The sequence below is a fragment of the Sphingopyxis sp. genome, assembly GCF_016463645.1.
In the GTDB taxonomy this organism is placed as follows: Bacteria; Pseudomonadota; Alphaproteobacteria; order Sphingomonadales; family Sphingomonadaceae; genus Sphingopyxis.
The window spans coordinates 1-14,237 of the sequence record NZ_JAEMQX010000095.1; the positions used below are offsets into that span (position 1 = coordinate 1).

Consider the following 14,237-nt stretch of genomic DNA (forward strand, 5'->3'; position numbering starts at 1 on the left):
CGCTCGTCCCCGGCGCCGTGCGCGGCCTCGGCGATTCGTCGGGCTTCACGATGCAACTCCAGAACCGCGGCGGGATGAGCCGCGCCGAATTCGCCGAAGCACGCGACCGCCTGCTCGCAATGGCAAACGAAAATCCGAAGCTGACGTCGGTACGCCTGTCCGACCTGCCCGATGTCGCGACGCTGAAGATCGACGTCGATACGCAGCGGCTGACAGCCTATGGCATCGACAATGCCGATGTGAATGCGACGCTCGCGACCGCGTGGGGCGGCCGCTACGTCAACGATTTCATCGACAAGGGGCGCGTCAAGCGCGTCTATGTGCAGGGCGACGCCCCCTATCGCTCGAAACCCGAGGACCTCGGCCAATGGTTTGTCCGTTCGGCCGACGGCGAAATGTCGCCCTTCTCGGCCTTCGCCAAGACCGGCTGGTCGACGACACCGAGCAGCAGTTCGCGTTTCCAGGGCGTGCCTGCCTTCGAAATCTCGGGCCAGCCTGCGGCGGGCACCAGCTCGGGCGAGGCGATGGACGAGATGGAGCGCATGGCGGGCGAAATCCCCGGTACCAGCGTCGCCTGGTCGGGCTCCTCCTACCAGGAACGCCTCTCCTCCGGCCAGGCGCCGTTGCTCTATGGCCTGTCCTTGCTCGTCGTCTTCCTCTGCCTCGCCGCGCTGTACGAAAGCTGGTCGATCCCGCTGGCGGTGCTGCTCGTCATTCCGCTGGGGCTGATCGGCGCGGTGTTCGCGGTCAATCTGCGCGGGCTCGAGAATGACGTCTATCTGCAGATCGGCCTGCTCACGACGATGGGGCTCGCAGCGAAGAATGCGATCCTGATGATCGAGTTCGCCGAGCAGGAGGAACGCAAGGGCAAGCGTGTGATCGAGGCGGCGGTCGAAGCCGCGCGTATCCGCCTGCGTCCGATCCTGATGACGAGCTTCGCCTTCATCTTCGGCGTGCTGCCCCTCGCGATCGCGACCGGCGCCGGCGCGAACAGCCGCGTCGCGATCGGCACCGCGGTGATCGGCGGCATGCTCACCGCGGCCTTCCTCGCGATCTTCTTCATCCCGCTCTTCTTCGTCCTCGTCCGCCGCGGCGTCCGCGACGGTCTCGCGGCGGCGCGCGCGCGCTTCGGCAAGAAGAAGGACGATGGCGCGGCCGAGGTGCCGGCATGATCCGCGCCCGGTCCCTCCTCCTCGCTGGCACGCTGGCGCTCGCCGGCTGCTCGCTCGCGCCGAAGACGGTGTTGCCCGCGCCGCCCGTCCCGCAGAGCTGGCCCGTTGGCGACGCCTATCTGCTCCAGAGCGAGGCGGCACTGCCGATCCTCTCCTATAAAAGCGTTTTCACCGATCCGCGGCTCCAGTCGCTGACCGGGCAGGCGCTCGTCAACAACCGCGATCTGCGCGTCGCTTACGCCAATGTCGCCGCAGCGCGCGCGCAGGTGCGCGTCACGCGGTCGGCGCAATTCCCCGAACTCGGGGTGAGCGCGGGCGCGGGCTATTCGGACAATGGCCCCGGAAACGGCAGTGGAGATTTCTCGCTGCGCGGCGGCATCACCGGCTTCGAGCTCGACCTGTTCGGGCGCCTCGCCAACGCGACCGAGGCCGATCGCAACCGCGCACTCGCCACCGAGGCGGCATCGCGCACCGTGCGGCTCGCGCTGATCGCCAATCTGGCGGAGGCATGGGCGACCTATGGCGCCGACCGCGACCTTCTGAAGATCGCCGAGGATACGGCGGCCAATGCGCGCGAAAGCGTACGGCTGACCCGGGCGCGGCTCGACGGCGGGGTCGCGCCGCGCACCGATCTCCGCCAGGCCGAGCAGATCCTGGCGACCGCCGAGGATTCGATCGCGCAGCAAAGGACCGCGCTCGCGCAGGACGAGAATCTGATCCGCCTGCTCGTCGGCGGCGATATCGACCGCGCGCTGCTGCCCGCGAGCCTGACCGAGGTCACGCCTTCGGTCGTCGCGCTGCCCGCCGGGGTCAGCTCGGAAATCCTGCTGCGCCGCCCCGACGTGATCGAGGCCGAATATGATTTGCGCGCCGCCAACGCCGATATCGGAGTCGCGCGCGCGCGGCTCTTCCCGTCGATCTCGCTCACCGGGCTCCTCGGTTTCGCGAGCGACGCGCTCTCCAGCCTGTTCGACAGCGGGTCGTTCAGCTGGTCCGCGGGCGGCGATGCGACGGCAACGATCTTCGACGCCGGCGGCCGACGCGCCGGGGTCGCGGTCAGCGAAGCGCAGCGCGACGCCGCGCTCGCGGGCTATGAGGGCGCGATCCAGACCGCCTTCCGTGAGGTCGCCGACGCGCTCGCGGTGCAGGGCACGATTTCGGAACGCGTACGCGCCGCTGCCGCGAACACCGAAGCCGCGAGCGATACCGCGACGCTGACCGACGCGCGCTACAAAGGCGGGGTCGACAGCTTCCTCTCCAGCCTCGATGCGCAGCGCAGCCTCTATTCGGCGCGGCGGAGCGAGATCGGGACGCAGCTCCTGCTCGTCAGCACGCGAATCGCGCTGTTCCGTGCCCTGGGCGGTGACAGCGGCGCGGGAACTCCGACCGGACCTCGCTAACCCTTTATAGTCGCATTCTTTCCTGAGCCTTCTTGACAAGCGCCATCCCGAAAGCGCTAATAGAACATATCAGGAACAAAAGATGCGCGAGTCGATTCACCCTCTCGCCGGGCTGCGCCAGCGCATCGCCCGGATAGCCGCCAGTGGCGGTTTCGAAAGCCGCCCGGCCGAGGGCTGGCTGACGAGCGGGCACGCGCGCTTCGACGAGGCGGTCGGCGGCGGGCTCGCGGTCGGACGCACCCATGAATTTTTCGCCGCCGACGCGCTCGATGCGACCAGCGCCGCCGCCTTCGCCGCGCTGGTGGCGCTGCGAACCCCGGGCAAGGCGCCGCTGATCTGGCTGCGTACGAGCGACGCCGGCAGGCGCAGCGGGCATATCTATGCGCCCGGCATCGCCGAACTCGGCGGCGACCCCGACCGGCTGCTGCTCGTCGAGGCGGCAGACCCGAAGATGCTGCTCGCCTGCGCGAACGACGCGATCCGCTGCGCGGGCTCGGCGGCGGTGATCGTCGAAAGCTGGGGCAAGTTTCCGCTGCTCGACCTCACCGCGGGACGGCGGCTTGCGCTCGGCGCACGCGATGCGGGGACGACGCTGCTGATGCTTCGCCTGAATGCGGTGCCGGCCCCGAGCGTCGCCGAAACGCGCTGGGGCGTCACCGCCGCCGCCTCGCACGCGCTCGAAGCCAATGCTCCCGGCGCGCCCGCCTTCGACCTCGAACTGCTGCGCTGGCGCGGCGGCCCTGCGGGGACGCGCTGGCGACTGGACTGGAACCATGACGAACATAGTTTCGGGGAAACGACGCTATCTGGCGCTCTTCTTCCCCTTCCTGCCCGCCGAGCGATGGCTTCGCACGGCGCCGCGGCCGCCTGACGCCCCGCTCGTCTTCGCCGAGAAGCAGCGCGGCGCGATGCGGCTCGCGAGCGTCGATCCGGCGGCGCTCGCGGTCGGGCTGCGTCCCGGCATGCCGCTCGCCGATGCGCGCGCGCAGATCGGCGAACTCGCCGTCGTCGCGCACGATCCCGTGCTCGACCAGGACTGGCTCGACCGGCTCGCGCAGGGCTGCGCGCGCTATACGCCGCTCGTCGCGCTCGACGCCCCCGACGGGCTGATCCTCGACATCGCGGGCGCCGAACATCTGTATGACGGCGAGGCCGGGCTGGTTGCCGACGTCGAGATGCGTTTCATCCGCCTCGGCATGACGCTGCGCCATGCGCTCGGCCCCACCGCCGACGCCGCGCGCGCGCTCGCGCGCTATCAGGCGCGTCCCGCCCCCGACGAGGCGCAAGCGATCCGCCGCCTGCCCGTCGCCGCGCTCGAACTCGAAGCCGAGGCGACGACCGCGCTCGTCCGCGCGGGCCTCAAGACGATCGGCGACCTCGCGAGCCGGCCGATGGCGAATCTCGCCGCGCGCTTCGGCGCCGACGCCGCGATGGCGCTGCGCCGGATATCGGGCGATGCGCCGAGCCCGCTCGACCCGCGCATCACGCCGCCGCCGGTGGTCGCCGAACGCCGGTTCGCCGAACCGCTCGGCAGCAGCGCGCACGCGGTGAAAGTGCTTTCCGAACTCGCCGGCGAAGCGATCGAAGATCTCGGCGGGCGCGGCAAGGGTGGGCGCCATTTCCGCGCGACCTTCTTTCGCAGCGATGGCCTCGCGCGGACGATCGCGATCGAGACCGGACATCCGACACGCGACGCCGGCCTCGTCATGCGCCTGTTCGCCGAGCGTATGGACGGGCTCGCCGACCCGCTCGACCCCGGCTTCGGCTTCGACATGATCCGCCTCGCGATCCCGCGCCTCGAGGCGCTCGGCGCGAGCCAGCTCAGGCTCGAGGGCGGTGCGGTGAAGGAGGCCGCGATCGACGAGCTCGCCGACCGGCTCGCTACGCGGCTCGGGCGCGGGCGAGTGCGGCGGCTGCGCCCCGCCGACACGCATATTCCCGAACAGGCGCAGCTCGAACTGCCCGCGATCGACGCGCCCGCACCGCTGCCCTGGCAGGCGCCCGAACCGGGCGAGCCGCCGACGCGGCCCTTCCATCTCTTCGACCCGCCGCAGCCGATCGAGGTGATCGCCGAGGTTCCCGACGGCCCGCCGCAGCGCTTTCGCTGGCGCCGCGCCTTCCACGCGATCCGCCGCTACGAAGGCCCCGAGCGCATCGCCGCCGAATGGTGGCGCCGCCGCGACAATGGCGGCCTGACGCGCGACTATTACCGTGTCGAGGACGCACAGGGTCGCCGCTACTGGCTCTTCCGCCACGGGCTTTACGACGAAAAACCCGACCCGCGCTGGTATATCCACGGGGTTTTCGCATGAGCGACACCCCCGAAACCGGCCCGGAAACCGGCTTCGCCGAACTGGTCGCCGCGACGAACTACAGCTTCCTGCGCGGCGCTTCGCATCGGCACGAGATGGTGGCGGAGGCGATAAACCTCGGCATGAAAGGCATCGGCATCGCCGATCGCAACAGCGTCGCGGGGGTGGTGCGGGCACTGACCGGGCTGCGCAAGCTTCGCGAGGCTGCCACAGAAGACGGAATTGACCTGCCCGATATAAAGCTCGTCGTCGGAGCGCGGCTTGTGTTCGACGACGGCACCCCCGACATCATCGCCTATCCGACCACGCGCCATGGCTGGAGCCGGCTGACGCGGATGCTCACTATCGGCAATCGCCGCACTACGAAGGGCGATTGCGTGATGAAGCTCGAGAATCTGCTGATTCACTGCGAGGATATGATCCTGATCGCGATGGCGTCCGAAAAGGATGAATCGATCCTGCGTCGCTTGGCCAAGGTCGCACGGGGCTCGTTATGGCTCGGCGCGACGATGCCAAGAGGCGGCAGCGATCGCCGTCGCCTCTCCCGGCTAGACGCCTTGGCAGGCCGTGTCGGCATTCCCATGCTGGCGACGAACGACGCGCTCTATGCCACGCGCGAACAACGACCACTCCACGACGTCGTCACCTGCATTCGCGAGAGCACGAACCTCAATGACGCCGGCCGCCTGCTGCGCGCCAGCGGCGAGCGCCATCTGAAGCCGCAGCGGGAAATGCGCCGCCTGTTTCGCGACAGCCCCGAAGCGGTCGACGAGAGCCTGAAGATTCTGGACCGGATTTCCTTCTCGCTGCGAGATCTGGAATATGAATATCCGCATGAGCCGGTCCCCGAAGGATGGGAGCCGCAAAGCTGGCTCGAACATATGGTGATGGATGCCGCGAATAAACTGCATCCCGGTGGGCTACCGAAACGCTGGCGAGAGGTGCTCGACGAGGAGCTCGCCCTTATCCGCAAATGCAATTTCGCCTGCTATTTCCTGACCGTACACGACATCGTCAAATTCGCGCGGACACAGGAGCCGCCGATCCTTTGCCAGGGACGCGGGTCGGCCGCCAATTCGCTCGTCTGTTACCTGCTCGAAATCACCTCGATCGATCCGGTCGCGAACAATCTGCTCTTCACCCGCTTCCTGTCGGAAGAACGGCGCGAGCCACCCGACATCGACGTCGACTTCGAGCATGAACGGCGCGAGGAAGTGATGCAATATGTCTACCGTCGCTACACGCGGCGGCGTGCGGGCATCGCCGCAACGGTGATCCATTACCGGCCGCGCAGCGCGGTGCGCGAGGTCGGCAAGGCGCTGGGGCTCAGCGAGGATATCACGCAGCGGCTCGCCGACACGACGTGGGGCAGCTGGGGCGGCGAGATGCCGGTCGAACGCTTTGTCGAAGCCGGTCTCGATCCCGAACTGGACGATATTGCCCGACTGCAATGGATCGTCGCGCAGCTGCTGACCTTTCCGCGCCATCTTTCGCAGCATGTAGGCGGCTATGTGCTGACCGAGGACCGGCTCGACGAGACGGTGCCGATCCACAATGCCGCAATGGAAGACCGCACCTTCATCGAATGGGACAAGGACGACATCGATGAACTGCGACTGATGAAGGTCGATGTGCTCGCGCTCGGGATGCTGACCTGCATCCGCAAATGCTTCGATCTGATGCGGCTGCACGACCTGGGCGATCACGACCTCAGGAACGTTCCGGAGGAGGATTCGGACGTTTACGACATGCTGTGCAAGGGCGACAGCATAGGCGTCTTTCAGGTCGAAAGCCGCGCGCAGATCAACATGTTACCGCGCCTGCGCCCCAGAAAGCTCTACGATCTGGTCATTCAGGTAGCGATTGTCCGACCCGGGCCAATCGAGGGAGACATGGTCCACCCCTATCTTCGCCGGCGCAACAAGGAGGAGAAGCCCGAACTCCCGCTGCGCGCAGGCGCGGAATCCAATGAACTGGAAGATGTGCTGGGCAAAACCGAAGGCGTGCCTTTGTTTCAGGAGCAAGCGATGAAGCTGGCGATCGTCGCGGCGGGCTTCACCCCCGATGAAGCCAACGGCCTGCGCCGGGCGATGGCGACCTTTCGCAATGTCGGGACGATCCACCAATATAAGGAGAAGATGATCGGTGGCATGGTGCGCCGCGGGTATGAGGCCGATTTCGCGGCGCGCTGCTTCAAGCAGATCGAGGGGTTCGGAAGCTATGGCTTTCCCGAAAGCCATGCCCAGTCGTTCGCCAAGCTCGTTTACGTATCGTCGTGGCTGAAATGCCACCATCCGGCTGTCTTCGCCTGCGGGATTTTGAACGCACAACCGATGGGCTTCTATGCCCCCGCGCAGCTCGTGCGCGATGCGCGAGAGCATGGGGTCGAGGTGCGCGCGGTCGACGTCAATGCGAGCGGCTGGGACAACAGCCTCGAACGGACGGGCGACGGCAGCCTCGCGCTCCGGCTCGGCTTCCGGCAGGTCGACGGGTTTCGCGAGGAGTGGGCGAAGCAGATCGCCGACGCGCGCACCACGCCCTTCGCCTCGGTCGAGGAGCTTGCTCGCCGCGCCAGCCTGCCTTCGCGCGCGCTGCGCCTCATCGCCGATGCCGACGCCTGCCGGTCGATGGGACTCGAACGGCGCCCGGCCCTGTGGGACGCGCGGCGGGTGCGGCAGGGGGTGCTGCCGTTATTCGGAGCGGCCGAGGCGAATGAGCTGGGGTTCGAAGAAGATGCGCAGCTGCCGCCTACGCCGATGGTCGAGCATGTGCTCACCGATTACCAGACGACGCGGCTGTCGCTGAAAGGCCATCCGATGGCATTCCTGCGCGCCGACTTCGAACGCGAGGGCGTGCTGAGCGCCACACAGGTCGCCGCCGCGAAAAACGGCTCGATGGTCCGCACCGCGGGCGTCGTGCTGATCCGCCAGCGGCCGGGAAAGGGCAATGCGATCTTCATCACGCTCGAGGACGAGGGCGGGATCGTCAACATCCTGCTGTGGGCGCGCCATTTCGAACGCCAGCGCCGTGCCGTCATGGCGTCACGACTGATGCTCGCCGAGGGCGAGGTGCAGCGAAGCAAGGAGGGGGTCATCCACCTGATGGCGACGCGGATCATCGACCGGACGGCGATGCTCGATACGCTGGGAAGCGAGCAGCGCTTCGATCCCGACGTCTGCCGCGCCGACGAGGTCAGGCATCCGCAACTGCCGCGCGGCGATGCGGCCCGGCACGGACATCCGCGCAATGTGCGGATCCTGCCCAGGTCGCGGGATTTCCATTGAAGCGTGTTTTCCAGCTGACGCCGTAAGCGGCACCGGCCCGCTCCCCGACCCAACTTCCCGAAACATGCTATCCTGTGGGAAGTTGGGTCGGGGAGCGGGCCGGTGCCGCACTTTCGCAAAAACGATGATGCCCCGGCTGTGGGGGCCGGGGCATCGGATCAGGCTATCTAAGGGACCAACCGAATATAGCCTGAAATTTTCGCGAAACTTAGCGAAGCAGGTTCATCACGCCCTGCGAGCTCTGGTTCGCCTGGGCGAGCATCGCGGTCGATGCCTGCGCCAGGATACCGGCGGCCGCGAGGTTCGTCGATTCGACCGAGAAATCGGCGTCTTCGATACGCGATTTCGATTCCGACAGATTCGTGACGCTCGACGTCAAATTGTCGACAGCCGACGACAGGCGGTTCTGCTGGGCACCGAGGTTGGCGCGTTCGGTCGCGACCGTGTTGATCGCACCGTCGAGGATCGCCAGCGCGTCCGAAGCGCCCGCCGCAGTCGAAAGATCGATGTCCGAAACCGCCGAACCGCTGACGACCGTCATGGGGGTGTCCGGATCGCTATCCGCATCCTCCATCGTGCCGATCGCGTCAGCCTGAAGGTTGCCGATCGTGATGTTGACGACCTGACCCGCGTCGAGACCCGTCTGGATGTCGAAACCGGCGGCGACGGAGCCGTCGAGCAGCGAGTTGCCGTTGAAGGTCGTCCGCGTCGTGACGTCGCCGATCTGCGAGATCAGCGCGGTGACTTCTTCCTGCACCAGCGCACGATCTTCGTCGCTCAGCGTGCCGGTCGCAGCCTGCATCGCCAGGTCACGCATACGGACGAGGATGTCCGCAACGCTGCCGGCGGCGCTGTCGGCGGTCTGCGCCAGCGACATGCCGTCGTTGGCATTGCGGATCGCCTGGGTCAGGCCGCGGGCGCTGGCATCCATGCGGGTCGCGATGGCGAGGCCGGCGGCGTCGTCCTTGGCGCTGTTGATGCGCTTGCCGCTCGACAGGCGTTCCATCGCCTGCGACTGCATTTGGTTCGCGACACGCGAATTGTTCTGGGCGCGCAGCGCGCTCACATTGGTGTTGATGACAGTCATCTTTGTTCCTTTCCGGCCTCGATGGCCATTCCCGTGATGTGAGGGCTCGAGGAGCGGTCACGGAAAGCAGTAACGGCGCAGCGCGGAGGCGATTAAGTGCGCCCCGTCAAAAAAACGCCGAAACCGCCTAATCGACCACGGGGGCTCCATCCAACACACTGAAATCAAGCCATTAATATTTTTGGCACGCGTTTTGCATTGTCCCTTGCGTGCGGCACATCGCCGCCATCAGGACGGATGAAAAAGCAATGAGCACGATTGACCCGAGCCGGCTGCTGCAGATGCGCAGTTCGATCCTCAATCAGAACCAGGCGCTGCAGCGCGCCGCGGGCCGTGGTGGTATCGGCGGCGGCGCAAACGCCGAAGGCGCGCCCGATTTCGGCGCCGCGATCAACCATGCGCTGCAGCAGGTCAATGCCCAGCAGTCGAAGGCGAGCCAGATCAGCGAAGCCTATGAACGCGGCGATACGCACGACATCGTCAGCGTGATGATCGAGCGCCAGAAAGCCTCGCTCGGCTTCGAAACCACCCTGCAAGTCCGCAACAAGCTGCTGTCCGCGTACCGCGACATCATGAACATGCCGGTGTAATCCATGGCCGAAGCCCAAATCCTGACTCCCGTCCCCAACGCTATCGACGACGGGTCCGCCAATCGCCTTCCCGCCCCCGCTTTCGGGGGCCGCCTTGCTCCGCTGACCGGGTTCATCCGCCAGCCGGCGGTGCAGCGCGCGCTGCCCGCCGTCGCAATGACCTCCGCGATCGGTATCGCCGCGCTTGCCTGGTTCACGATGCAGGCGGCGCCGCAGGCCCAGCTGTTCGCCGGGCTCGACGATGCCGACAAGGCGGCGGTCGCCGACGCGCTCCAGTCGCAGGGCATCGCGCACAGCATCGACGCGTCGACCGGCGCGCTGACCGTCGATGCCGACAAGCTGCATCAGGCGCGCATCGCGCTCGCCGGACAGGGCCTGCCCAAGGCGGCGCCGAGCGGCGACAGCCTGATCGCATCGCTGCCCATGGGGTCGAGCCGCGCGATCGAGGGCGAGGCCCTGCGTTCGGCGCGCGAAGCCGATCTGTCGCGGACGATCGAGACGATCGACGCGGTCAGGAGCGCGCGCGTCCATGTCGCCGCCGCCGAGCCGAGCCTGTTCGTCCGCGAAGACAAGCCCGCGACCGCTTCGGTGATGCTCACTCTCCAGAACGGCCGCTCGCTGAGCGACGGACAGGTGCAGGCGATCCGTTTTCTCGTCGCCTCGTCGGTTCCGGGCATGAACGCCGATCAGGTGTCGGTGATCGACCAGCGCGGCGCGCTGCTGTCCGACACCGCGACCGGCAGCGACATGAAAGCCTTCCAGCTTCAGCTGCAGGTCGAGGATCGCTTCCGCCGCGCGCTCGATACGCTGCTCGGTCCGATGCTCGGCACCGGCAATTACACGGTCGAGGTCCACGCCGACGTCGACATGTCCGAAAGCCAGGCGACGCGCGAAAGCTTCCCCGAGAATGACCGCGCGCTCACCAGCGAACAGATCACGCGTTCGACCAGCGGCCAGAGCGCACCGGCGGTCGGCATCCCCGGCGCGCTGTCGAACCAGCCGCCGCAGGCGACGCAGATCACCGCCAACGGCCCGCAGACGGTCCCGCCCGGCGCGGCGCCGGCGCCCGGCATCGAGAGCAACGAAAACGCCGCGCGTGCTTATGAAGTCGGACGCGAGATTTCGGTGACGCACTCACCGCAGGGCAAGCTGCGCCGTGTTTCGGTCGCAGTCGCGCTCAATCAGGGCAAGAAGGCACTGACGCAGGCCGACCTCACCAAGATCGACAGCCTCGTGAAGGGCGCGATCGGCTATGACGCGACGCGCGGCGACCTTGTCGCGATCAACCAGCGTCCCTTCGCGCCGGTCGAGGACACCGCGCCCGCTTTCTACGACCAGGGCTGGTTCATGCCGCTGATCAAGCAGGTCGGCGCGATCCTCGCCGCGCTGCTCGCCTTCCTCTTCATCGGCCGCCCGATGATCCGCGCCGCAAAGCAGCGCGCCGCCGCGCGCGCCGAACAGAATCAGGCGCTCGAACAATCCTTGCTCGCCGCAACCGACCGTCCCGCGCTCGGCAATGGTCAGGGCGGCCGCGAAATCACGCTCGAGATGATCGAGCAGGCGCCGAGCTATGAAGCGCGTGCCAACCTCGTCCGCGCCTTCGTCCGTCAGGACTCGGCGCGCGCCGCGCTCGTCGTCCGCCACCTGATGCAGGAGGGCGCCCGTGCCTGAGGTCGCCGAACTCGATAACGTACCCGCCCTGCCCGCGATCGAAGGATCGGCGGCCGCCGCGATCCTGCTGATGCTGCTCGACGAAAGCGAAGCCGCGACGATCCTGAAACAGCTCGATCCCGACGAGGTGCGCCAGCTCGCCAAGGCGATGTTCGACACCGCCAATGCCAGCGAGCAGCAGATCGGGCAGGCGCTCGATCGCTTCGTGACGCGCAGCCGCGACGTCAGCGCGCTTGCGATCGGCGCCGACACGCGCATCCGCACCGTGATCAATGAAGCCGTCGGCAATGTCCGCGCCGACAATATCCTTGCCGCCGTCGCGCCGCAGCGGAGCGCCGCGTCGCTCGAGATGCTGCGCTGGATGGACGTCGATGCGATCAGCGGCCTGCTCGCCAGCGAGCATCCGCAGGTCGGCGCGCTGATCCTCTCGGTGCTCGTCCCCGACGTCGCCGCGCGTGCGATCGAGACGCTCGACGAAGTGCTGCAGGCCGATCTGGTGCTGCGCGCCGCGATGCTCACCTCGGTTCCCGCCGCCGCGATCGAGGATCTCGAATCGGTGCTCGCGAGCGCCAATGTCGACGGCCAGCGCGTCGCCAAGCAGGCGATCGGCGGCCCGAGCGACGTCGCCAAGATCATGAAGAAGATGCCGAAACAGCTTTCCGAACGCACGCTCCGTTCGCTCAAGAAGCACGACCGCATCCTCGCCCAGACGATCGAGGAAGAGATGTTCATCTTCGAAAATCTGCGCGACCTCGACAAGAAGAGCCTCAGCAGCGTGCTGCGCTCGGTCGACGCCGCCCAGCTCGCGATCGCGCTCAAGGGCGCCGACGAGGAGATGGTCGACATGTGCCTCGCCACCATGTCGCAACGTGCGGCGGAAACGATCCGCGACGAAATGGCCGAAATGACGATGGTCAAGCGCATCGATGTCGACGACGCGCAGAAGAGCGTGATGCAGATCGTGCGCCAGATGGCGGCGGCCGGCGAAATCATGATCGCGGGCGGAGGCGACGACTATGTCTGATCGCGCCGCCGAAACCGGCTTCGCACCCGTCAGCCTGATCGACGCGATGGCACGCGGCGGCGGCTTCCGGCCGATTTCCTTCGCGCCTTCGGTCCACGCCCCGCAGCCCGTCGAAACAAGCTTCGACGAGCCCGACCTCGACGACCCTTTCGCGCTCGGCCTCGCCGAAGGCCAGCGCCTCGCCGAGGCCGCCTTCGTCGCCGAACGCCATCAGCTGCTTGCATTGCTTGCCGGCGCCGAGGCGCTGCAGGACGAGCCGAGCGAGGAACTCGCGCAGTTGATCGCGACGACCGTCGAACGGCTGGTACGCCAGATCGTCGCCACCGCGCCGATCGACACCGAATGGCTGGAGGCGCAGGTCGCAACCGCTGCCGCGATGATCGCCGACGCCGACAAGGCGCGCACGCTCTGGGTCCACCCCGAGGATGCCGCACTGCTTGCCGACGCGCCGCTGGCGATGGCGATCGAAAGCGACACCGCGATGATGCGCGGCACCGTGCGGATCGAAACCTCGACCGGCTGGATCGAGCATGGCCGCGCGGTCTATCTCGAGGAACTGCGCTCGGCGCTCGGCGAAAGGGAGGCCGCATGACGCGCCGCCTCGCCCTCTCCGCGCAGCAATTGCTCGACCCCGTCGACCTCGCGCAGGCGAGCCCGCGCCGCGTCGGCACGCTCGTCTCGCACGAAGGCATCATGCTCGAAGTGTCGGGTTTCCCGATGCCGCTCGGCAGCAACGTCCGCATCCGGTCGGCCGACAATGATTATGTCTATGGCGAAGTCGTCGGATTTCGCGGGCACCGCAGCCTCGTCCTCCCCTTCGACATGAACAAGCCGCTCGTCACGGGCGCGCCGGTCGAGCCGCACGGCGCGTCGAGCATGGTACCGGTCGGCAAGACGCTGCTTGGCCGCATCATGGACGCGCAGGGCAATCCGCTCGACGGCCGCCCGCCGGTCAAGTCGCAATTCCAGTGGCCGCTCGCCGGGCGCAAGGTCAATCCGCTGCGCCGCGGCCGCGTCACCCGCGCGCTCAACATGGGCGTGCGCGCGATCAACGGCCTGCTCACCGTCGGCGAAGGCCAGCGCGTCGCGATCATCGCGGGCTCGGGCGTCGGCAAGTCGGTGCTGATGGGCCAGATGATCGCCGGGACCGAATGCGACGTCATCGTCGTCGGGCTGATCGGCGAGCGCAGCCGCGAGGTCAGCGACTTCGTCGAAACCAAGCTGCCCCCCGAGGTGCGCAAGAAATCGGTCGTCGTCGCGGTTCCCGCCGATCACCCGCCCTTGCTCCGCCTGCGCGCAGCGATGCGCGCGACCGCGATCGCCGAAGCCTTTCGCGCCGAGGGCAAGAAGGTGCTGCTCCTCATCGACAGCCTGACCCGCGTCGCGCATGCGCAGCGCGAGATCGGGCTGACGCTGGGCGAACCGCCGACGATGAAAGGCTATCCGCCGTCGGTCTTCGCGCTGATCCCCTCACTCTGCGAGCGCGCCGGCATCGACCGCGAAACCGGCGGTTCGATCACCGCGCTCTACACCGTGCTCGCCGACGGCGGCGACATCGACGATCCGGTCGTCGACAGCGCACGCGCGATCGTCGACGGCCATATCATCCTGTCGCGCCAGCTCGCCGAACAGGGCGTCTATCCCGCGATCGACGTCGCGCGCTCGCTGTCGCGCACGATGGTCGATTCGGTCGATCC

Annotated in this window: 11 protein-coding genes; 10 read left to right on the forward strand and 1 reads right to left on the reverse strand. The window is 67.5% G+C overall.

Annotation, left to right across the window (positions count from 1 at the left end; all coding sequences use genetic code 11):
- The 5 genes from JHC57_RS16435 to JHC57_RS16455 form a co-directional block, all read left to right on the forward strand.
- On the forward strand, window positions 1-1,172 hold a 1,172-nt coding region (locus tag JHC57_RS16435; RefSeq protein WP_294031310.1), incomplete at its 5' end, for an efflux RND transporter permease subunit.
- A complete protein-coding gene (locus JHC57_RS16440; RefSeq protein WP_294031312.1) occupies window positions 1,169-2,572 on the forward strand; it encodes an efflux transporter outer membrane subunit in 1,404 nt (467 codons plus the stop codon). The genes JHC57_RS16435 and JHC57_RS16440, both read left to right, overlap by 4 nt.
- Before the next feature lie 82 nt (window positions 2,573-2,654).
- Window positions 2,655-3,443: a hypothetical protein gene (locus tag JHC57_RS16445; protein WP_294031313.1), complete on the forward strand. Its 789-nt coding sequence runs from the start codon at window positions 2,655-2,657 to the stop codon at window positions 3,441-3,443.
- Window positions 3,346-4,884 carry a DNA polymerase Y family protein gene (locus tag JHC57_RS16450; RefSeq protein WP_294031314.1) on the forward strand — a complete coding sequence of 513 codons (1,539 nt, stop codon included), beginning with the start codon at window positions 3,346-3,348 and terminating at the stop codon, window positions 4,882-4,884. Before JHC57_RS16445 ends, JHC57_RS16450 begins: the two co-directional genes overlap by 98 nt.
- On the forward strand, window positions 4,881-8,168 hold the full coding sequence (locus JHC57_RS16455; RefSeq protein ID WP_294031315.1) for an error-prone DNA polymerase: 3,288 nt from the start codon (window positions 4,881-4,883) through the stop codon (window positions 8,166-8,168). The genes JHC57_RS16450 and JHC57_RS16455 overlap by 4 nt, the downstream gene beginning before the upstream one ends.
- Before the next feature lie 208 nt (window positions 8,169-8,376).
- On the opposite strand, the gene JHC57_RS16460 is transcribed toward JHC57_RS16455, so the two are convergent.
- Window positions 8,377-9,255, reverse strand: coding sequence for a flagellin (locus tag JHC57_RS16460; protein ID WP_294031317.1), 879 nt, complete (start codon window positions 9,253-9,255; stop codon window positions 8,377-8,379).
- 248 nt (window positions 9,256-9,503) lie between these two features.
- Here JHC57_RS16460 and fliE point away from each other — a divergent pair, with 248 nt between their 5' ends.
- The 5 genes from fliE to JHC57_RS16485 all read left to right on the forward strand — a co-directional run.
- On the forward strand, window positions 9,504-9,845 hold the full coding sequence (gene fliE, locus JHC57_RS16465) for a flagellar hook-basal body complex protein FliE (protein WP_294031318.1): 342 nt from the start codon (window positions 9,504-9,506) through the stop codon (window positions 9,843-9,845).
- 3 nt (window positions 9,846-9,848) lie between these two features.
- On the forward strand, window positions 9,849-11,516 hold the full coding sequence (fliF, locus tag JHC57_RS16470) for a flagellar basal-body MS-ring/collar protein FliF (protein WP_294031319.1): 1,668 nt from the start codon (window positions 9,849-9,851) through the stop codon (window positions 11,514-11,516).
- Window positions 11,509-12,540, forward strand: coding sequence for a flagellar motor switch protein FliG (fliG, locus tag JHC57_RS16475; RefSeq protein ID WP_294031321.1), 1,032 nt, complete (start codon window positions 11,509-11,511; stop codon window positions 12,538-12,540). The genes fliF and fliG overlap by 8 nt, the downstream gene beginning before the upstream one ends.
- Entirely contained in the window at window positions 12,533-13,132 is a 600-nt protein-coding gene (locus tag JHC57_RS16480; RefSeq protein ID WP_294031322.1) for a FliH/SctL family protein, read from the forward strand. Before fliG ends, JHC57_RS16480 begins: the two co-directional genes overlap by 8 nt.
- Window positions 13,129-14,237: FliI/YscN family ATPase (locus JHC57_RS16485; protein WP_294031323.1), on the forward strand; the 1,109-nt coding region annotated here is incomplete at its 3' end. The genes JHC57_RS16480 and JHC57_RS16485, both read left to right, overlap by 4 nt.